We start from the raw sequence: 20,765 nt of genomic DNA, 5'->3' as shown, positions 1-20,765 counted from the left end.
GTTAATCTCCTTTGCAATAGTTGGCAGTTGCAGCAAACACGGTTTTTAGTTTGTAGCCTGAGTTTTTAAACGTATCGGTAATTGTTGCGAGTGTAGTTGCGTCTTGTTGATTTTGTATTTTGCGTAAACACACTTTTTCAAACACTTTACTTACTTGGCAACTGGCAAATTGTTCACTGTAGGCGATTTCTTTACCTAAGCTTTTTGCGCCATTACCAGTTCCTGAAAGTTGTTCATCCCAACCCAAACGTCGGTTTAACCCTTGTCGCCAATAGTTGTCCCATTTATCGGATTCAGTAATAAAGCCAAACTTAAATGTTTCACTATTGATATGGTATTTGCCTTGCACGGTATTGGCTTGGTAACTCAATTGACCATTCTCGCCAGTAAGATCGTTATCGCGATCGTACTCGAAATTATAATAAGCATAGGCTTGCGCCATTGGGTCCATACCTGAATGGCAACCGCTGCAAGAGTTCATAAAAATGCGGCTATCGCCACCAGGACTGCGGCTGACATCTTGGCGAATACGGTTAGTTGCAATGCTGGTATCTTTAAGTGCATCTAGGTCGGTACACATATGATTGATAAAGGTATAGCGAAACATTGCTCGGTTTGTGCCAGCAATAAAAAATGCTTTGCTGGCAGCACGCGAAGTAATTACTCCGCTCGTCGCTTCAATGGGTAAATTAGTCACGCTTGATTGTGTTTGCCGCGTCAGCGTGTCTTTTAAATTAAATGCGCTTTGCTCAAGTGCAGCGTAATGATCGTTATTACTGATTGAATAATTCGGCACATTAGCACTTGCGGCGGCCGTATAAATAATGTCGTCAAATAAGATAGAGCGAAAGTCTAAGTCATCCCTTACCACGCCCATAATGGTGGCGGTGTAATCGTTGAGCGGTTGGTGTACATCAAAGTCACGATTGGTCCACGGTGTCACCCAATCTTTTAACGTCACGCGGTAAAAAGCGTCATTCTCCATAGCGAGTTTAGCCGCATCATCGCCTTTACCAGCTTCAAGTAAACTGACCATATTTTCAAGCACAGTAGCGCTCGGTGATACGCCTGTTAACCGGGTATGTATACGATTGGCTTGCTCTTCAACACCAGCAAATGCCGAATTTGCGCTCATCGCTAAGATCAGTACTAGCGTTTTACTAAATAAATGGGGAGATGTTGTATTGTGTGGTAGTTGCATATCCATTTTGCTAGTTGACCTTGATAGAGGTACGCATGTTAACATTGTTAATGCATAAACGGTAAAGAAAAGTTATTGTAAAAATATCTTTGCGTGCAATAATATTATATTGCTAAATTTTCATTCTAAAATAATACTAAATAATGATTTGTTTGGTGGCGCTTTAGGGTTTTGTTTTTATAGGGATAGGGAAGTGAGTAAGCTGCTAAAATTATTTGTACTGTTACTGCTAACAGGATGCGGCAGTGACGTTGTTGAGCAGCAACCACAAGTACAAGATCCAATCGCCGAAGAAGTTCCCCTTGCATTTGTTATTCGTGATAGCAGTGAAGCTGTTAGTTTTTCGATAGCTGATCCAACACTTTTTAACCCCGGGGCTGCGCTTTATTTAAAAAAACTCGCGGGTGTTGATGCGCCGTTAGTAAATATTTCTAGCACATTGTTCGAACAGCCTATTGATATTAAACACGTGTCGGCATCAGCCGATGGTAATAAATTAGTGTTTAGTTTACGTGCGCCAGAGCTTGAAGATGCCTCTGATGATATGCAGCCGAAGTGGAATATTTGGCTTTATGACCTAGTAAGCGACAAGACGACGAAACTAATTAGCGATGAATTGATTGCAGAAGAAGGCGATGATTTATTCCCCGTTTTCCTGCCGGATGGTCGCATTTTATTTAGCTCTAACCGACAGCAAGGCAACAAAGCCCGCCTGCTTGATGAAGGCAAACCTCAATATCAGGCACTAAGCGACAACTTTCGTGAAAAAGCACTCACACTGCATGTTATGGAACAAGATGGTAGTGATATTAAGCAAATATCGTATAGCCAAGGTCACGACCTTTATCCTCACGTATTACAAAGTGGTAAAATTGCGTTTGTAAGGTATGAACATCGAGGCCGCAATCGTGGCTTACATATTTATCAGATAGATTCAGATGGTAAGCAGTTAGAGCTCGTATTTGGCGCCCACTCTGATTATCCAAATGAATTGGCGATAGCAAGTTTACAGCAAGCACCTAATGGGCAACTAGTGATTGGTTTGCGAGCTGGTGACAGTGAATTACCAAGCACAGATTTCTACTATCTCGATAGCGAACAATATATGGATAGTGGGCGTTTTCATGATGGTAATGAGACTCAGCAGTCCGCGTTTAGCTCGTCATTATTCGCATTAAGTCCGCCCGAGGGTGAACTGGCACTTACCGGTAAGTATCACTGGTTTACCCCTATTTTTGATGAATCCCAACGCAGTCTTGTGGTGTGGAGTCAGTGTCAGGTTATCGACCCAAATAATAGTGATAATGTAATTCCCTGCACTGAGACCTTGTTAAATGATGAAAACACGCAAGCCGCTCCCGATTTATTTGGCTTGTGGATTTACGATGAAACCACTAAAACACAAAAACCTGTTGTGTTAGCTGAACAAAATAAATTAATCGAGGAGGTAGTGGTACTTGAATCGAAAAATGCTCCACTTGAGACTGAATACCCGTCGGATTTAAGTTTGCAAAACGAACAAATGGGCAGTATTCATATTCGTAGTGTGTACGATTTTTCCGGCGAAGATACTGCAAACCCAAATATTACAACCATTTCAGATCCAAGCGTCAATGCCGAACGCGTTTATGCGATACGAGTAATAAAGCCAGTGTCTATTCCAAATAGAAATGAATATAACTTTTCTACCGCGTTGTTTGGTCGAAGTAGTGGTCAATCAATGCGTGATATTTTGGGTTACGCGCCAGTTGCCCCAGATGGCTCAGTGTATGTCAAAGTGCCAGCCGATGTGCCGTTTTCCCTTGAATTATTAAATCGTGATGGTCAGCGTATTAGTGGTCGTCACGAGAGTTGGCTGCAACTTAAAGCCGGCGAAACGCGCACGTGTAATGGGTGCCACCAAAGTACCAATGAATTGCCACATGGTAAGGTTGCACAGCAAAACAGTGTTAATTTAGGCGCAGCTTCTACCAGCTGGGTAGGGAGTTTTGGTGATATAGACGCACAAATTGGTGAAACTATGTCGCAAAGTTTTGCCCGTGTTGTTGGCTTACCCACGCTGAGCCCCGAGCCAATTTTCCCAGATGTTTGGCGTGAAGGTATTGCCGCAGAGGCTGATTTAACAGGTAGCTTGGTAAGCCTTGAAACGGCATCACCACTTACTGATGCGTGTGCACAAAATTGGACAAACCTGTGCCGCTTATCGATTCATTTTCCCGAGCATATTGCTCCACTGTTTGCATTATCACGACCTCAACTCGATGCAAATGGCGATGAAGTGGCAAATTTCCGCTGTTTAAATTGCCATATTACAAGCGATGAAAATGGCGATACGCAAATACCCGCAGCACAGTTAGATTTAAGCTTGTCACCCTCAAACGAGAATAACCAGCACGCGATAGCCTACCGTGAACTGTTTTTTAGCGACAACGAACAAGAATTGGTTGACGGTATTTTGATTGATAAATTGGTCGATAGACTCGATGAAAACGGCAATCCAGTTTATTTAGTCGATGAAGACGGTAATTTAATTTTAGATGAAGACGGTAACCCGATTATTGAGCAGGTTACAGTCACTATTCGCCCTGCATTGAGTGTGGTCGGCGCCGCTGCAAATACGCGCTTTAATACCTTGTTCGCCGCAGCAGGCAGCCATGCAAACTATTTATCAGAGGCGGAAAAGTCGCTGCTTTGGCAGTGGCTCGACATCGGTGCGCAATACGCCAACAGCCCTTTTTACAGTGAGGAAGAGTAATGACGAAGTGGCTCTTACTATTGGCATTACTGTTTAGTTTTCAAACGGCTGCGCAATCGCTAAAGCTAGCAGTAAAAGAACCATTTTTAAATATTCACAGCGGCGCAGGGCGCGGTTACCCGATCATTTATGTCGCAGAAAAAAACGAAACCATTACGGTTATTAAGCGCCATACATCTTGGTATTTAATTTCCTTAGAAAATGGGCAACAAGGCTGGGCTAAACAACAAGAGCTAGTTGAAACCTTAACATTAGACGGTAAGCCTTTTTTAGTGACAGACGCAACGCTTGATGCATTCGAAAATCAGACATTTAGCTTTGGTATTGCTCTTGGCCAGTTGGAAGGTGTAAACAGTCAGTCAGTTAATGCGAGTTGGCGTTTTACGCGTCATTTATCGAGTCAATTAGAGTACAGTTATGCACTTGGTTCAGTGGCAAAAAATCAACTAGTTGATTTATCGGTTTTCCATCACCCATTTCCCCATTGGCGCTTTTCACCTTATTTAGGTATTGGTGCAGGTCAGGTTTGGACAACGCCAAAAACACCGATTATTGGTGGCGGCGATGAAACCAGACAGTCAGACTTATTAAGCGCCACTGTGGGCTTAAACACATATATTACCAGTCGTTTTGTCTTTAAAGCAGAATACAAACGTTTTAGCGCACTTACCGAGCGTGATGTTACAGAGGATTTAGAGTTGTGGAAATTAGGTATCACGGTATTTTTCTAACTGCGTTAGCAACCTTAGCATTGACTTTTTCAGCGCCAAGTAACGCAAATAATGAGCAACAAGTAAGCCCAGTTGTTGACCCGCAAATAGCACGTACCGATATAGATGAAGCGCAGATAGATAGCGATGATTTTGAATTTGGCGCTTATGGTGGCGTTATCTCAATTGCTGACTTTTCATCGACTTCGCTGGTGGGCGCAAAGTTGGCGTATCACATCAATGAAGACTTCTTTAGCTATTTTAAATACGGCACAGCAACTGCCGGAGAAACAAGCTACGAAAAGCTTAGCGGTGGCGCGAAATTATTGACAGATGAAGAGCGCGATTATCAGTTACTGGATTTAGGTATCGGTTATAACCTTAAGGGCGAAACCTTCGTGTCACAAAACCTCACGCTTAATAGTGCTTACTATTTTACGTTAGGCGTAGGCACCACCGAATTTGGTGGTGACGACCGTTTTACGGTATCTGTTGGTGCGGGTTACCGCATGTTGCTGAACGATTTTGTCACGGTGCAAATCGATATGACCGATTACGTATTTGAAAGCGACATTTTAGGTGATCCTGAAACTGTTCATAACCTCGCATTTACGCTTGGCTTAAGTGTTTATTTCTAAGGTATTTGTTTAATGAAAAAAGTAATAATCATCACATTATTTCTAACCAGCATGTTTGCGGGCAATGCAACATCGGCAGAGCTCAATAAAAGTGCGCCCGACTTTACATTAAAGGCGTTAAGCGGTGATAACGTGCGCTTAAAAGAGCTAAGTGGTCAGGTTGTACTGATTAACTTTTGGGCGAGCTGGTGCGGACCATGCCGTAAAGAAATGCCATTACTTGACGAGTTACACGCTAAATACAGCGATTTAGGCTTTACCGTGCTTGGTGTTAATGTGGAACAGCAAAACCAAAAGGCAAAAGAGTTTATTAATGAACTAAATGTCTCTTTTCCAATTTTGCTTGATGAACAAAATACCGTTAGCAAGCTTTACGATGTAGAAGCCATGCCAACAACGGTTGTGATTGACCGCAATAGCAACTTACGCTACGTCCATTATGGCTATCAGGCTGGCGATGAGAAGCTCTATAAGAAAATGGTTAAGGCATTGATCCGTGAATAAATTAATTGCAATTTTTTTTACTTTATTGCTAACCGGCTGCGCTGCAACAGATGGCTTTGAGCCCTGGGTAAAACCGTATGAGCGTGAAAACCTTGCACAACCGGTTATGCAGTGGCAGCTCGATGCAGTTGAATCGGGTTACATTCACCATGTTTATCAAGCACGGGAAGGCGCAAAGGGTGCAGAAGGTACATCAGGTGGTGGCTGTGGCTGTAACTAATCTATTTAAATACCTTGCTGCGAGCTTTATGTTCGTGAGTTTAAGTATTTGCGCGGCGGTATTACCGGAAGATCGTGTTGATGCGATGTACCATAGTTATGATGGTGGCGGCATGAGCATTGACGGCCCGTCGATTTTAATTCGTAAAAAAGTCTCCAAAGCGGTATCGGTTTCGGCCAATTATTATGTGGACTCGGTAAGTTCAGCATCGATTGATGTATTGGCAACGGCCAGTCCTTATAAAGAAGAACGTGACGAGCAATCTGTTGGCGTTGATTTTCTAAATGAAAAAACGTTGTTTTCACTCGGTTACAGTCAATCGCAAGAAAATGATTACGACGCAAAAAGCTACAAACTGGCTGTTAGTCAGAGCTTTTTTGGTGATTTATCGGTACTTAGTTTGAGCTATGCTCAAGGCGACGATATTGTAATGCAAAACGGCAATGCGTTTTTTAGTGAAGAAGTGAAACGCGCCAATTATGCATTGTCTTGGTCGCAAGTGGCGAGCAAAAACTGGACTTTTGATTTCAATATTGAGGCGATTACCGAACAGGGCTATTTAAATAACCCGTACCGCTCTTACCGCTATCGTGATGACACCGCAGCACTTGGCTACAGCTATGCTACCGAGATTTACCCTGAAACTCGCACCAGCAATGCTGCAGCGCTAAGAACCCGCTATTTTTTGCCAATCAACGCCGCACTATACGGTGAAGTTCGTTATTTTAGTGACACTTGGGGCATAAGTGCCAGTAACTATAAGCTCGGTTACAGTCAGGCGTTATATGATAATTGGTTAATTGATTTTCATGTGCGCCATTACACGCAAAGCAAAGCCGACTTTTATCAAGATATGTTTGATAGAAAAGATCAGTTTAACTTTATGGCACGTGATAAAGAAATGAGCTCTTTCAATGATTTAACCATTGGGCTCAAAGCACATTATTTACATACTTTTGATCGTTCCAGCTTGATAAAAAGTGCCAGCGTAAACTTTGCTTGGGATCATATTCGTTTTGACTATGACGATTTTAGAAACGTGCTACAAACGGATAATCCTGGGCAAGAAGATTTTTATAGTTTCTCAGCAAATGTGCTAAGAGCTTATGTGTCGCTTTGGTACTAGGGAAAAGTAACAATGAAAACCATGCTAAAAAATACCTTAATTATGTTGTGCACTGTGCTTAGCCTTAATGTGTACAGCGTTGATAATAAGCCACTTAGCGAGCAAATTGAAAACTTAAAACAGCAAGCAATTGCGCTCAATCGAGACCTCTTTATTTTAGAAGAAGATTTACTTTATCCACCGGCGACGCAAATTGCATTCTATGTCGCGATGGATGCCAGTGAACTGTTCACCATTGACTCAATTAAACTCATGGTTGATGACGAGCTAGCGACTCATTATCTATATACCGAAAAGCAAGTTAACGCACTTGCTAAAGGTGGAGTACATCGTTTGTACCAAGGTAATGTGAAACAAGGTGAGCACCAACTTACTGCTTATGTTATTGGTAAAGGGCCGCAAGGTCGTGATATTAAACGTGCAGCTACGTTAACCTTTAATAAAGATGATGAGGCAAAAGCAATTGAGCTGGTGATCAGCGCAAACAGCGCGAAAGAGCAAGCTGATTTCACTATTCGAGAAATTGAGTAAGTCATGAGAACCTTGGTTGTTATCACATTGCTCGCGTTAGCCGTCAAAGCTTATGCTGAACCCAATTCCACGCAACAAGCAGCTGTAAGTGACGAGAATTATGGTGTTGCTTTGTATCAGCTATACCAGCAAAATTATCAGCAAGCACTCACCGAATTTGCGATTGCAGATGCGAAAGGAGGCATTGAACATCAAGGTGTTGATGCTCGAGTTGTAAAAGCCGGCGCTGCATTTTCATATGGTTTGCACATGGCGGCAGCACGTGACTTTAACGCATTGCTGAGTGAGCAAGACCAAGACTTACTGAATTACGCTAAGTTGCAGTTAGCGCGGGTTTATTTTGCAAATAACGACGCAAAGCTCGCACAGCAAACGCTATCAGAAATTACGCCTCCAACAAAAGATATCGCGTGGCATAACACCTTTTATTATTTACAAGGGCGACTTAGCTTAGCACTTAGTAACCCTGCGCAGGCAAATGCGGCGTTATCGCGACTGCCCGTTGAAAGCCAGTTACATCACTACCTTGCCCATAACGTACTGGTTGGTGCACCAAGCAATCAAGATGCGGCGCTGGCATTATTAACATCGCCAGAATTAGATCAAGAACAGCATGCATTACTTGATAGAAGCTTTCTCGCTTTAGGTTATGCCGCATTAGAAAATAACCAAGCAACGCATGCTGAACAGGCATTTTCGCAAGTGTCACAGCAGTCGCTTTGGTTTAATGAAGCTTTATACGGATTAGCTGCGAGCCTATTAATGCAGCAGCAATACGCCAAAGCCTTGGCGGCACTGAATGTTATTATTGCATCAACAAGAGGAGATGTGTTTGCTAAGCAGCAGGCATTAACCGCTAAAGCACATGTGTTTGTTAGTACTGAACGTTTTGCTCTCGCTGTTGATGCAATAAATGCCGCAGAGCAGCAATTTGTCGCCTTTAATAAGCGCATAAATACGGTGAATAAACAGGTTAATAATACAGCATGGCTGCGCGATACATTACAAAATGACACTGCGCTTAAAGGTTACATGGATATACTCCATGTTGGATTATTAAGTGATGATTTTGATGCAAAACGCCATGCGCTTTTTGAGTTAACAGAATTAGCTTCGCAATTTAATGTGCAACAGCGTCAGCTCACTAATTATGCTGCGTTATTGCAAGAAAAGGCAGTTCGTCAAAATCGCATTATTCAAGCAACTAATTTACCTAACTACTTATCTGATTTGCGCCAGCAACAGCAGAAGTTGCAAGTGTTACAAGCATCATTAAATAAGGCTAAAAATACTCGCAGTGGCTTATTAAATAAAACAGAACTACAAGCACAAAAGCGTATTTTATCAGCCCAACATAAAATTGACTCACTCAAATCGTCTCGCAATACTGCATCGCAACAAGCGCGTTTAGAACGCTTAAAAGGTATTTTAGTTTGGCAGCAAGATTATCAATTTGACGAGCGCTACCAAGCGCATAAGCAGCAACTTGCACAAGCGCAATCGATGATAGATAAAGCGCAGTCGCAATATAATAACAGCCAAGCATTAATTGAATCGCAACGGGACTTTAATGCCCTTAATGAACGTTTGGCAAAAACGCAGCAACAATTGGCATTAAATCAACAAAGTGTGAATACCCTAATTAATAAGCAAGTCGCTGAAATTCAACAGCTACTGTTGGACGACTTAACGGCATCATCACAGTTTTTAGCCGATGACCAATTTAAGTTAAAAGTGATGCGTAGTATCGCGCTTGAAGCACTGGCAATGCAATCAGATAGTAGCAAAGGTGACGCATTATGAAGCGCTTAACTGTGAGTGTATTGTCATTGAGTTTGACTGCGTGCTTTTTAACGCAGCCAGAACCGCCTAAACGTAACACTTTGGGACAACTCGACTTAGCGAAAGAGTTACCACAAACCACGGTTACAGAAACTGCACCTACACCTGAGCAACTTGCTGCTGCATATCAAGAAATTGTCGCGCTTGCACCTAAAGCAAGTGCACGACAACAAGCGAATAGCCGCTTAGCCCAGTTAAGCTTAGAACAACAGCAACTAGCGCAAGAACAAGGTGTAACGCAAGATTCGGGTTACTTTGATAATACGGTTAATCAGTATTTGGCGTTGTTGGCAAACTCTGAAGCACTAGAGGGGCGAGATGAGGTACTTTATCAATTAGCCAAAGCGTATTTCTTAAAAGGGGATCAGCAAGCGGCATTTGATGTGACGAGCGAACTAATTCGCGACTATCCTGACTTTGCCCATAATGAAGAGCTGATTTTCCGCCAAGGCGAATACATGTTTAACCAAAAGCAGTATGAGCAAGCGAAAAACCGTTATCTAACGCTGGTTGAAAGTTATCCCGACTCGCCACTTGTCAGTACATCGCGCTATATGCTGGCGTGGTCAGATTTCAAATTGTTTAACTATCAAGCATCGCTTAATAGCTTTACGCAAGTACTTAGTCTTGCCCTTGAGCAAGATGGTAAGACGGTGCTAAATATCGAACAGCTTAATAATAGCGACCGTTATTTAGTAGCGGATACATTGCGTATTATGAGTGTGATTTTCTCATATAGTGATTTTGAACAAGATCCGGTTTCTCATTATCAGCAGTATGGTTGGCAAGCGTTTAGCTTTATGAATTTTGACTCGCTGGCAAATTACTATATCGAGCAAAAACGCTATCTTGATGCGGCCAAAACTTATCAGAGCTTTATTACCACATCGCCAGAGCCAAACCACAAAGTAGATTTTGCCTTGGCGCAAATGTCGGTGTTTAAAAAAGCGAACTTTAAATCATTACTAACGGATTATGAGCAGCAATTTATTCGCGAATTTGGTGTTGGCAGCACCTATTTAGCTACTGAGCCAACAGATGCTCATTATCTTGCGTTAAAGACTCTTGAAAAGAAATACGCAGATCGCAGTTATTATCAAGGGCAACAACTTGCTCAGCAAAATGAAAGCGCGATTACTGCGTTTAGCGCAGCCGCTATCGGTTATCAGCGTTATCTCGACACTTTACAACTAAAGCAACGAGGCGATATCGACAGCCATTACTTGTTAGCTGAAAGTTTGTATCAAAGTCAGCAATGGCAAAAAGCCTTATCTGAGTACCAAACAATTGCCTATTCAACCGAGCCGAACAAATACCAAAGTGATGCCGGGTTTGCAGGTGTATCAATTTACAAAACACAGCTTGCTAATAAACAAAGATCGCAACGCGATGACGAAACGCAACACGAATTTGTAGTTGAAGTCGTTGATAATTGGCTTAAGTTTGCAACTACGTTTAGCACGCACAAATCGGCAAGTACTGTTGTATTACAAGCGTTTAATTTATTGTTTGAACGTCAAATGTATGATGTTTTGCTAACCAAGTATGTTAAACAGTTTAGTTTATCTGAATCTGAAATGTATCAAGCGCAGCTGTTAGCTGCACACAGTCATTACAATTTACAAGACTATGCCAGCGCCGAGAGTGCATACAAGCAATTGTTAGCAGAGTCATCAGAGCAAGCGTCTTTGGTGCGCGAAAATCTTGCACAAAGTATGATTAAGCAGGCCGAAGCTGTGGCGGAGACTAATCCGCAGCTTGCAGCAGATAAATACATTGCACTGTTAACCTTGTTGCCATCCACATTGTACCGTGAGCAAGTACAATACAATTTAACGCAATACCTCATATCGTTGCAGTTATTTAGTCAAGCGAGCAGTTGGGTCGACGATTTTATTACGCGTTATCCAACGTCAAAAAATATTGAGTCGCTGCAAACGCAAAAAATAGCGATTTATAAAAATACACAGCAAGGGGATAAGCTGGCCGCGCAGTACGCCTATCTTGCAACGAGCCACAGTGATGAAAATACGCGTCGTATTTCGCTCTATCAAAGCGCTGAGCATTATCGCAATATGGGCGATATTGAAAATGCGCGTCTGCAGTTTCGTACATACGCTCACCGCTACCCAAAACCATTTGCACAAAACCTGCAGGCAAAAGTGGAACTGGCAAATATTTATCAAAAACAAAATAAAGTCAGTGAACGTCGCTTTTGGTTAAACAAAATTATCGCCGCTTATAAAGTTGCACCCGAGAGTGAACTCACTTGGGCTAAAATCGAGGCTGCCAAAGCAACAGAGGTATTTGCCAACGATGCGTTTTATGTTTACCAACAAAGTAAATTAACCGTACCGCTAAAAACAAGTCTAGCGCGTAAGCGTAAACATATGGCTGTGGCGCTTGAGCGTTATCAACAGTTGGCAAATTACGCACTTGGCCAGTACTCCACTCAGGCGAATTTTAAGATTGCACAAATCTACCACCTTATGGCGCAAGATATTATGTCGTCAGAAAGGCCAAAGCAGCTTAAAGATCTTGCGTTAGAACAATATGAGTTGTTACTTGAAGAGCAGGCAATACCCTTTGAAGACCAGGCAATAGAGCTGTACGCGCGCAATAATCAATTACTGCATTCAGGTCTTTATGACGAATGGATCAATAAAACGCTTACCGCCTTAGCTAAGCTAATGCCTGCGCGCTTTGCTAAAAAGGAAGTTGAGCCCGGAGAAAATCATGCAATTTATTAAGCTTTTTTCTATTAATCGCTGTGGCTTATTGGTCTTGCTGTTTTCGTTAGCTGCGTGTCAAACAGCTCCAGAAACTATTAAACAAGCAGAACAACATGCCGAAACAAACGAAGTGCAGGTACCCTTAACCGAGAAAGAAAAGTTACTGCAAGCGCCTAACTATTACCTGCAAACAAGCGCATCGGATGATGCAAAAGCCGCGTTTGAAAAAGCGCTTAACTACAAAAAAGAGGGAAAATTGGCGCTTGCGAAGCAGCATTTCACGAACCTTACGTTGCAATATCCAAATCTGTCTGGCGCGTATTTGCAATTAGCGTACATGGCAAAACAAGCAGAGCAAAGCACACAGTATTTAGAATATTTAGAGGCGGCAGTAAACGCTAACAAATACAATTACTACGCGGCAAATGAACTGGCGTTATTGAAGCGCGAAAAGGGCGAATTTCGCGAGGCGCTAGCGCTTTATGATTCGGCAATCGCAAGTTGGCCGGGATTTGCAGCAAGTTATATCAACAAAGGCATTCTGTTAGACCTTTACTTAGATCAAAAGGAACAAGCAGTGGCGGTGTATAACACATACTTAAAGCTTGTTCCTGAAGAGTCTCAAAACTATCGTCAAGTTGCGACATGGCTTGTGGATTTAGAGCACCAACTTAAACAGCGCGGAGCAAACGAAAATGGCTAGATACATAAGTGTTATTTTGCTCTTTTTTGCTGTGCATTCGGTGGCAAAAGAAACACCAAAAGAGCAATCTACTCAAAGCAAAAAAATTGAACTACAAACAACCATATCGGGCTCACAAGAAGAGCCAAAGTTTATGTCAATTTTACCATGGCAAGACTTGTCACGAGTGACACTACCCAAGCCAAAGTTAACGATTAGGCCGCGTCATAAAATTACCGCAATCGACCCTGCAAAGTTACAGCGTCAGATTGCGTTTCATACATCACAAAATAAAAACAATAACCAATAATTAACGGTTACATTTGGAGTTTAAAATGGAAAGTTTCGATACTGTTGTCAGATTTTTTCAAGATGGTGGTAGCTTTATGTTACCGATTGCAATCGTGTTAGCGATTGGACTGGCGATTGCCCTAGAGCGCTTTTTTGTGCTGACGGGGGCTAAGTTAGCTAATCAAAAAGCCTTTAAACAGCTAATGCCTCAGTTAGCGAAAGGCGATTATAAGCAAGTGCTTAATCAAAAAAGTAACGCAGGCGTGGCTAAAATTATCTCATCTGGCCTTGAGCGTATTGAGCATACACAGCGCCGTGAAGAAATTGAATATGCGATGGAAGAGCAAGTGCTTGAATTAATGCCGCGCCTTGAAAAGCGCACTGCTTACTTAGCCACGCTTGCCAATATTGCTACCTTGCTTGGTTTATTAGGCACCATTATCGGCTTGATTGCGGCCTTTTCGGCGGTTGCTGATGCCGATCCAGCAGAAAAAGCGTCATTGCTTTCGGCAAGTATCTCAGTTGCAATGAATACCACAGCGTTTGGTCTAATTGCTGCAATTCCGCTGCTACTTTGTCACTCAGTATTACAAACAAAAACAACCGAAATTATTGATGGCTTGGAAATGGCGGGCGTAAAGTGTCTTAATTTATTAACCAAGCAAAATCTCGTTTCGCAAAAAACACGTCAAACAGATAAAGGGGACGACTATGTTTCGCCGCAAGTTGCCAAATAGGCAAGATGCTGAGCTGGATATTACGTCATTTATGAGTTTGATGATTGTGCTTGTGCCTGTTTTACTGATGATGATGGTGTTTTCGCACATCACCGTGATGCAGTTAAAATTGCCACCATTATTAGCAAATCAAAGTGCTGAGCAGCTCAAAGAAAAAGAACTGCAACTTGAAGTAACTAATGATGCAATCACAATTTACTACCCAGCTGGTGCACCGCTTAAACAGTTTGCCAAGCAAGATGAAACGTATCCATTTGACCAAGTTCAGCTCGCGCTTAAAGACGTAAAAAATCTATTGCTTGAAAAAGGGGTGGATAAAAAAGACATCACCTTGTTAATTGCCGAAGACGTTGAATACCAAACTTTGATTACAACGATGGAAACGGTTCGTAGTTATCAAGCCGTAGTTGTGGCGTCGGTGGTTGATGCTGAGCTGTTTCCAGATATCGCCTTAGGTGATGCGTTGGTGGAGGCGTTATGAAAAAATCAGTAAGAGCACTTCGTATGGAGCGCCATCATCGCAGAGCAAATCAGCAAGCGAAGTTGAGCTTAGTCTCTCTGATGGATATTTTTACGATTTTAGTGTTTTTCTTAATCGTTAATTCATCAACGGTACAAGTGCTTGATGCAAATAAAAATATTGATTTACCTAAAGCGTCAAAACAAGCGCTCGCAGAAGAAACCTTGGTACTGATGGTGAGTAACAAAGCGCTTATCTTACAAGGGCAATTGATTGCTGACTTAAATGATTTAGATAACGCCAGCGAAGAGGTATTTTCGCCACTTGAAAATGCGCTTAAAGTGTATGCAGAATCAATCGAAGCGGTTGATAATATGCGCCCGCTAACCATTATGGCTGACGGCAAAATTGCCTATCATCGTTTAAAGAAGATTATGCAAACCTGCCAGCAAGCAGGGTTTGGTGATTTATCTTTGGCAGTAGAGCAAGTAGCAGAAAAAAGCGGTGGTGAGCAATTATGACAAGCGCCACAGTGAATACCCGTTTTGAGCTTTATAACAACTCAGACAATCGTTTATTTACCCGCTTAACGTATGGCTTTTTGGTTTGCACATTAGTGTTTGCGGTGATTGTTAAAATTACCGAACTGCCTGAGTTAACTAAGGCACAAAAAGCCAAAATACCGCCCAGTTTAACCCGTGTGATTGAGCGCGTTAAAGTTGAGCCAAAGCCTGAAAAACCAAAGCCTGAAGTTAAGCCCATTGAGCAAAAGCCCGAGCCGGTGAAAGAGGTTAAGCCAGAAGTAAAGGCTGAAGTTAAACCTAAAACGCCGACCAAACGAGCGCTTGAAAAAGCGAAGGAAGAAGCCAGCCGTGCAGGGCTTGTTGCATTAGCGGATGATTTAGCCGCGTTGCGTGATGATTTTAAATTGACGCCATCAACGCAACCGGTAACGAAAGCTCAAGCAAAGCGTAAAACGGTTAAAAGTGAAGACGTAAGCGTAAAAGCGAATGCCACACAACCACTTAATATTGCCGATGAACAGCAAGCAAAAGCGAATGTACAAGCGCTCGCAGATAAATCGCTGGTGGCTTTAGGAGATGAAGTTGTGGCTGAAACAGGGGGTTATCAAAGTGATGCAACCGCCAGTGAAAGCATTAGTGAAGAAGCGTTAGAGCAGCGTAAAGTCGAAGCCATTCGAGCAGTACTTGATAAAAACCAAGGGGCCTTTTACACCCTTTATCGCCGGGCTTTACGTAAAAATCCAAGTTTACAGGGTAAAGTAACAGTTGAGATTGTGGTTGCTGGAAATGGCCAAGTTAAGGAGTGCAAAATCTTATCTAGTGACTTGAACGATGCGGAACTAGAGCGAAAACTGGTTAATCGTATTCGTATGATCAATTTTGGCTCTGAGTTGGTGTCTGAAACTAAACTCAATTATTCGTTTAATTTCTTACCATTCTAACGCATTAAGTTTCAAACATAAGCCTTTGTAAAATCTAGCGTGTTGCTCTTTATAAATAGTGTAAAGAGCAATGCGTTTTATGTTATCTGCCTACCCATTTATATTTTTCTTACAAGAAAGTGAACCAACTGACGGTCTATTACTTATATTAGGGCTGTTTCGGTCTTTGCTAAAATAAGTAAAGGCCTTTTTGTGTTTCAACCTCCACAGTTGAAAATGTGAAAAATGCACAAATATAAGCGTACACGCTAGTGCGGCTAAATGCCTAGTGTTACAATATTACAAACTATTCGTTGGAAATGTCGTGGCTGAAGTAAGAGCAAGAGTCCAGCTCAAAGTTGGCAAAGAAAGTAACATCCCTGCAGAAATCGTCTCATTTCATGGTTTGCTTGATGGTGAAGAGCATGTTGCTTTAATTTTTAACAATGCGGATAAAGAACAAAACCCGTTAGTGCGTATGCACTCAGAATGTTTAACCGGTGATGTGTTTCATTCATCACGTTGCGATTGTGGCGAACAACTTGAAGAGTGCATTCATACCATGCACCATCAAGGCGGAATTATTTTATACCTTCGCCAAGAAGGTCGTGGTATTGGTTTATACAACAAAATTGATGCATACGTACTGCAATCGCAAGGTATGAATACCTATGAAGCGAATAATCATTTAGGGTTTGCCGACGATTTACGTGAATTTAGAGATGCGGCCTTAATGCTCACTGCATTGGGTGTAGATAAAGTAAAATTGATGACGAACAATCCACGCAAGATCAAAGAATTGACAGAAGCGGGTATTGAAGTTGCAGAGCAAGTAGGCACTTCTGCACACGTAAAAGATGGAAACGAAGCCTATTTGGCTGCAAAAGTTTCACGTGGTTCACATATGCTGGATTTAACGCAAGTAAAAAAGTAGCATAGGCATATCGTGTTGATTTATTAACGCTCCATTTTATGGAGCGTTTTCATTTATAAGAAAATAAAATGGCAGTAGAAATACGTATTTTTAAGGCGAAAGCAGGACTAAATTGGTTTAAGGCAGGGTGGGAGTTATTCAAAGCTCAGCCGGGTACCTTTATTTTAATGCACTTGTTTATTGGTGTGTTGTCGTTAATTGCTTTGGTGGCACCTATTTTTCAATTACCAGCCGCGCTTGCAATGCCATTTTTTACTGCAGGCTTTTATCGCGCCATGCTCAATCGTCAGCAAGGTAAGCAAATAGCGTTTACCGATTTGTTTGACGTATTTAGCGAAGCAGGGCGCCGTTTAATGCTGTTTCGCTTAGGTTTGTATCACCTGTTTGGCGGCTTTATATTAGCCCTTTTAACGACTACCCTGTTCCAAGGCCTAAGTGAACCAATTAATGCTTATTTGCAGGCAGTAGAATCACAGAATGTTGATTTAGTGCAACTGCACGCACAGCAGGTGATTGATAGCATTCAAATATCTAATATTATTGTTTTGGTTGCGGCTTATTCGCTGTATACCATGTGTTTTGCTTTCACTATACCTTTGGTTTACTTTTCTAAAAACAACAGCATTTTAGAGTGTATTAAAGCCAGTCTATTAGTGTTTTGGCACAATATGGCAGCACTGGGTGTATTTGGTGCAATTTCAACAGGGCTTATCTTATTTGCAGCGTTTCTGTCGTTTATTCCACTGTTATTCATTTTACCTATTCTTTACGCTGGATTTTTTGTGTCTTTTCAAGCGATGTTTATGTCAGCCATGGTTGAGCAAACAACACCTGAAAACAGTGACGACACCCCGAGCGATAATCACGATAGATTTGATGCTTAATGACCGAAAAAGAACAAGCAAAATTAAAAAATTATGTGCTTTGGTTATTGTCTCGACAAGAATATTCCAAAGCACAAATCGCCAAAAAATTAACTAGCCGTTGTGAAGATACAGGGTTTATTGAAGAGCTAATTGCATGGTGTGAAGAGTATGGCTTTATTGATGACGTGCGTTACGCTGAAAGCTTTGTACGACGCCAGATAAATAAAGGTTTAGGATTGATGCGTATTAAAAATGAAGCGTATCAAAAAGGGGTTAATGCAGACCTAGTACAAACTATTGTCGAAGAATTAGAAATAGACTGGTATCTGCAGGCCCAATCCGCATATAATAAGAAATTCGCTTATACAAGTAGTTCCCTCGATTTTAAAGAAAAAGCGAAGCGCATTCGCTATATGAGCTATCGAGGTTTTAATCATGAACAAATTGAATTTGCAATGCAAACAAGTCCGTCAAACGAATGAGAGGTAGCATGCAGCATATGACGACCGCGGAAATCCGCAACGCGTTTCTAAATTATTTCGCATCAGAACAACACCAAGTGGTGCCATCAAGTTCATTGGTACCAGGTAACGATCCTACTTTACTATTTACCAATGCCGGTATGGTGCAGTTTAAAGATGTATTTCTAGGCGGTGAGCGCCGTCCATACAACCGTGCAACTAGTTCACAGCGCTGTGTACGTGCCGGTGGTAAGCACAATGATTTAGAAAATGTAGGTTATACTGCACGTCACCATACCTTCTTTGAAATGCTGGGTAACTTCAGCTTTGGCAACTACTTTAAGCAAGATGCAATTAAGTTTGCATGGCAGTTCTTAACGGATGTAATCAAGTTACCGAAAGAGAAGCTGTTAGTAACGGTTTATCACACCGATGATGAAGCGTTTGATATCTGGCACAAAGAGATGGGACTTGCTGAAGACAAGATTATTCGCATCGATACGGCTGATAATTTCTGGTCGATGGGTGATACAGGCCCGTGTGGTCCATGTTCTGAAATTTTCTACGATCACGGTGAAGAAATTTGGGGTGGTCCTCCGGGCAGTCCAGAAGAAGACGGTGACCGTTTTATCGAAATCTGGAACCTAGTATTTATGCAATACAACCGTCACGCTGACGGTACAATGGAACCATTACCGAGCCAATCTGTTGATACAGGTATGGGCCTTGAGCGTATCTCTGCGATTATGCAGGGCGTTCATTCAAACTACGAAATCGATATTTTCCAAAATTTAATTAAAGCAGCGGCTGCGGTTACTAATGCGCAAGATTTAGAAGATAAATCATTACGCGTTATTGCAGACCATATTCGTTCGTGTGCGTTTTTAATTGCCGATGGTGTGATGCCATCAAACGAAGGTCGAGGTTACGTATTACGCCGTATTATTCGTCGTGCAGTGCGTCACGGTAATAAGTTAGGTGCAACTGAAACTTTCTTCCATAAGCTAGTTGCGGCGCTTGCAACTGAAATGGGTGAAGCGTACCCAGAGCTAATCAAGCAACAAGCTATTATCGAAAAAGTACTGCGTATTGAAGAAGAGCAATTCGGTAAAACCCTTGACCGTGGTCTAGCAATTCTAGAAGAAAGCTTAAAAGATCTTAAAGGCGACGTGATCCCAGGTGATCTTGTATTTAAGCTTTACGATACTTATGGTTTCCCAGCTGATTTAACCGCTGACGTTGCGCGTGAACGCTTTATGACAATTGATGAGCGTGGCTTCCAAGATGCAATGGAAGTACAACGTAAACAAGCGCAACAAGCTGGTAAATTTGGCGCTGATTACAACGACCAATTAAAGTCAGAGAAAACCACTGAATTTAAAGGCTACGATAGCGAGCAGTACACAGGTACTGTGGTTGAGCTATTTAACGGTGCAGATGCCGTATCTGTATTAGAAGATGGTCAGCAAGGTATTGTTGTACTCGACCGCACACCTTTCTATGCTGAAAGTGGTGGTCAGGTTGGCGACACAGGTATTTTAAAAGTTGCTAATGGCGAATTTATTGTTGAAGACACGACTAAGCTTGGTAATGCATTTGCGCACAAAGGTAAAGTAGTTGGCCGCATTGGTATCAATGATCGCGTAGATGCGCAAGTTGATGCATCGCGTCGTGATAACACCAAGAAAAACCACACTGCAACGCACTTATTACACGAAGCGCTTCGTGTTGTGCTTGGCGATCATGTAACACAAAAAGGCTCATTAAATGATCCTGAGCGTTTACGTTTTGACTTTTCACACTTTGAAGCAGTAACTAAAGAAGAGTTACAACGCATCGAAGATATGGTGAACCTAGAGATCCGTAAAAACATCGATCTAAATACTGAGTTAATGGCAATTGACGCTGCGAAAGATAAAGGCGCGATGGCATTATTCGGTGAAAAATACGACGATGAAGTACGCGTAGTGAGCATTGGTGATTTCTCAATTGAGCTATGTGGTGGTACGCACGTTAAGCGCACCGGCGACATCGGTCTATTTAAGATTGTGTCGGAAGGTGGTATTGCAGCTGGTGTACGTCGTATTGAAGCGGTGACAGGTGAAGGTGCCGTTGCATATATTAACAAACAAGCTGAAACCCTGTCTGCAATTGCTGCGTTAGTGAAAGGCGATGGCAACAATGTGTTAGATAAAGTGTCTGCGCTAGTTGAGCGTGCGAAAGGTCTTGAAAAAGAAATCGCGCAACTTAACGATAAACTTACCAGCGCTGCGGGTGCGTCATTACTTGATGCGGCTGTAGACGTTAATGGTGTTAAGTTACTTGTTGCTAACGTTGAAGGTACTGAGTCTAAAGCGCTACGTGGCATGGTTGATGATCTTAAGAACAAACTCGGTTCTGGCATTATCGCGTTAGGTGTTGCCAATGGCGACAAAGTAAGCCTAATTGCGGGTGTAACAAAAGACTTAACAGGTCAGTTCAAAGCGGGTGAGCTTGTAAACCACATGGCATCGCAAGTTGGCGGTAAAGGTGGCGGTCGTCCAGATATGGCACAAGCCGGCGGTTCACAACCTGAAAACTTAAGCTCGGCACTTGAAAGTGTAAACGCTTGGGTGAGTGAGCGCGCTTAAA

The 20,765-nt window shown here is 42.2% G+C and carries 20 protein-coding genes; 19 read left to right on the top strand and 1 reads right to left on the bottom strand.

Annotation, left to right across the window (positions count from 1 at the left end; genetic code table 11):
- Nucleotide 1 precedes the first annotated feature (1 nt).
- The gene (locus L1068_RS16570) at nucleotides 2-1,201 is read right to left on the bottom strand and encodes a hypothetical protein (protein WP_237131138.1); all 1,200 of its coding nucleotides are present in this window, start codon (nucleotides 1,199-1,201) and stop codon (nucleotides 2-4) included.
- Nucleotides 1,202-1,394: 193 nt separating this feature from the next.
- Between L1068_RS16570 and L1068_RS16565 the strand changes: the two genes are divergently transcribed.
- From L1068_RS16565 to alaS, 19 genes are all read left to right on the top strand, one after another.
- Entirely contained in the window at nucleotides 1,395-3,956 is a 2,562-nt protein-coding gene (locus L1068_RS16565; protein WP_237131137.1) for a hypothetical protein, read from the top strand.
- Nucleotides 3,956-4,687: an SH3 domain-containing protein gene (locus L1068_RS16560; protein ID WP_237131136.1), complete on the top strand. Its 732-nt coding sequence runs from the start codon at nucleotides 3,956-3,958 to the stop codon at nucleotides 4,685-4,687. The genes L1068_RS16565 and L1068_RS16560 overlap by 1 nt, the downstream gene beginning before the upstream one ends.
- Nucleotides 4,657-5,304 carry an outer membrane beta-barrel domain-containing protein gene (locus L1068_RS16555; protein WP_237131135.1) on the top strand — a complete coding sequence of 216 codons (648 nt, stop codon included), beginning with the start codon at nucleotides 4,657-4,659 and terminating at the stop codon, nucleotides 5,302-5,304. Before L1068_RS16560 ends, L1068_RS16555 begins: the two co-directional genes overlap by 31 nt.
- Nucleotides 5,305-5,316: 12 nt before the next feature.
- The gene (locus L1068_RS16550; protein WP_237131134.1) at nucleotides 5,317-5,808 is read left to right on the top strand and encodes a TlpA disulfide reductase family protein; all 492 of its coding nucleotides are present in this window, start codon (nucleotides 5,317-5,319) and stop codon (nucleotides 5,806-5,808) included.
- On the top strand, nucleotides 5,801-6,028 hold the full coding sequence (locus L1068_RS16545) for a DUF4266 domain-containing protein (protein WP_237131133.1): 228 nt from the start codon (nucleotides 5,801-5,803) through the stop codon (nucleotides 6,026-6,028). The genes L1068_RS16550 and L1068_RS16545 overlap by 8 nt, the downstream gene beginning before the upstream one ends.
- A complete protein-coding gene (locus L1068_RS16540) occupies nucleotides 6,015-7,154 on the top strand; it encodes a DUF3570 domain-containing protein (RefSeq protein WP_237131132.1) in 1,140 nt (379 codons plus the stop codon). The genes L1068_RS16545 and L1068_RS16540 overlap by 14 nt, the downstream gene beginning before the upstream one ends.
- Nucleotides 7,155-7,166: 12 nt before the next feature.
- Entirely contained in the window at nucleotides 7,167-7,685 is a 519-nt protein-coding gene (locus tag L1068_RS16535) for a hypothetical protein (RefSeq protein ID WP_010559586.1), read from the top strand.
- Nucleotides 7,686-7,688: 3 nt separating this feature from the next.
- Nucleotides 7,689-9,488 (top strand): hypothetical protein, encoded by a 1,800-nt coding sequence (locus L1068_RS16530; protein ID WP_237131131.1) that lies wholly within the window; start codon nucleotides 7,689-7,691, stop codon nucleotides 9,486-9,488.
- Nucleotides 9,485-12,277: a tetratricopeptide repeat protein gene (locus L1068_RS16525; protein WP_237131130.1), complete on the top strand. Its 2,793-nt coding sequence runs from the start codon at nucleotides 9,485-9,487 to the stop codon at nucleotides 12,275-12,277. The genes L1068_RS16530 and L1068_RS16525 overlap by 4 nt, the downstream gene beginning before the upstream one ends.
- The gene (locus L1068_RS16520) at nucleotides 12,264-12,962 is read left to right on the top strand and encodes a hypothetical protein (RefSeq protein ID WP_237131129.1); all 699 of its coding nucleotides are present in this window, start codon (nucleotides 12,264-12,266) and stop codon (nucleotides 12,960-12,962) included. Before L1068_RS16525 ends, L1068_RS16520 begins: the two co-directional genes overlap by 14 nt.
- On the top strand, nucleotides 12,955-13,251 hold the full coding sequence (locus L1068_RS16515) for a hypothetical protein (protein ID WP_237131128.1): 297 nt from the start codon (nucleotides 12,955-12,957) through the stop codon (nucleotides 13,249-13,251). The genes L1068_RS16520 and L1068_RS16515 overlap by 8 nt, the downstream gene beginning before the upstream one ends.
- Before the next feature lie 25 nt (nucleotides 13,252-13,276).
- Nucleotides 13,277-13,969 carry a MotA/TolQ/ExbB proton channel family protein gene (locus tag L1068_RS16510; protein WP_237131127.1) on the top strand — a complete coding sequence of 231 codons (693 nt, stop codon included), beginning with the start codon at nucleotides 13,277-13,279 and terminating at the stop codon, nucleotides 13,967-13,969.
- Nucleotides 13,944-14,450 carry a biopolymer transporter ExbD gene (locus L1068_RS16505; protein ID WP_237131126.1) on the top strand — a complete coding sequence of 169 codons (507 nt, stop codon included), beginning with the start codon at nucleotides 13,944-13,946 and terminating at the stop codon, nucleotides 14,448-14,450. The genes L1068_RS16510 and L1068_RS16505 overlap by 26 nt, the downstream gene beginning before the upstream one ends.
- Nucleotides 14,447-14,950, top strand: coding sequence for a biopolymer transporter ExbD (locus L1068_RS16500; RefSeq protein ID WP_237131125.1), 504 nt, complete (start codon nucleotides 14,447-14,449; stop codon nucleotides 14,948-14,950). Before L1068_RS16505 ends, L1068_RS16500 begins: the two co-directional genes overlap by 4 nt.
- Complete coding sequence (locus L1068_RS16495; protein WP_237131124.1) at nucleotides 14,947-15,894, top strand: AgmX/PglI C-terminal domain-containing protein; 948 nt, start codon at nucleotides 14,947-14,949, stop codon at nucleotides 15,892-15,894. Before L1068_RS16500 ends, L1068_RS16495 begins: the two co-directional genes overlap by 4 nt.
- A gap of 304 nt (nucleotides 15,895-16,198) precedes the next feature.
- A complete protein-coding gene (gene ribA / locus L1068_RS16490; protein WP_237131123.1) occupies nucleotides 16,199-16,807 on the top strand; it encodes a GTP cyclohydrolase II RibA in 609 nt (202 codons plus the stop codon).
- A 68-nt stretch (nucleotides 16,808-16,875) separates the two neighbouring features.
- Nucleotides 16,876-17,691 carry a BPSS1780 family membrane protein gene (locus tag L1068_RS16485; protein WP_237131122.1) on the top strand — a complete coding sequence of 272 codons (816 nt, stop codon included), beginning with the start codon at nucleotides 16,876-16,878 and terminating at the stop codon, nucleotides 17,689-17,691.
- Nucleotides 17,691-18,155: a regulatory protein RecX gene (locus L1068_RS16480; protein WP_054981029.1), complete on the top strand. Its 465-nt coding sequence runs from the start codon at nucleotides 17,691-17,693 to the stop codon at nucleotides 18,153-18,155. Before L1068_RS16485 ends, L1068_RS16480 begins: the two co-directional genes overlap by 1 nt.
- Before the next feature lie 8 nt (nucleotides 18,156-18,163).
- On the top strand, nucleotides 18,164-20,764 hold the full coding sequence (gene alaS, locus L1068_RS16475; protein WP_237131121.1) for an alanine--tRNA ligase: 2,601 nt from the start codon (nucleotides 18,164-18,166) through the stop codon (nucleotides 20,762-20,764).
- The last annotated feature ends 1 nt before the right edge of the window (nucleotide 20,765 follow it).

Source organism: Pseudoalteromonas sp. MMG024 (genome assembly GCF_021654175.1).
In the GTDB taxonomy this organism is placed as follows: Bacteria; Pseudomonadota; Gammaproteobacteria; order Enterobacterales; family Alteromonadaceae; genus Pseudoalteromonas.
Note: the sequence above shows the minus strand (reverse complement) of the source record. Positions and strands in the feature narration are given on the sequence as shown.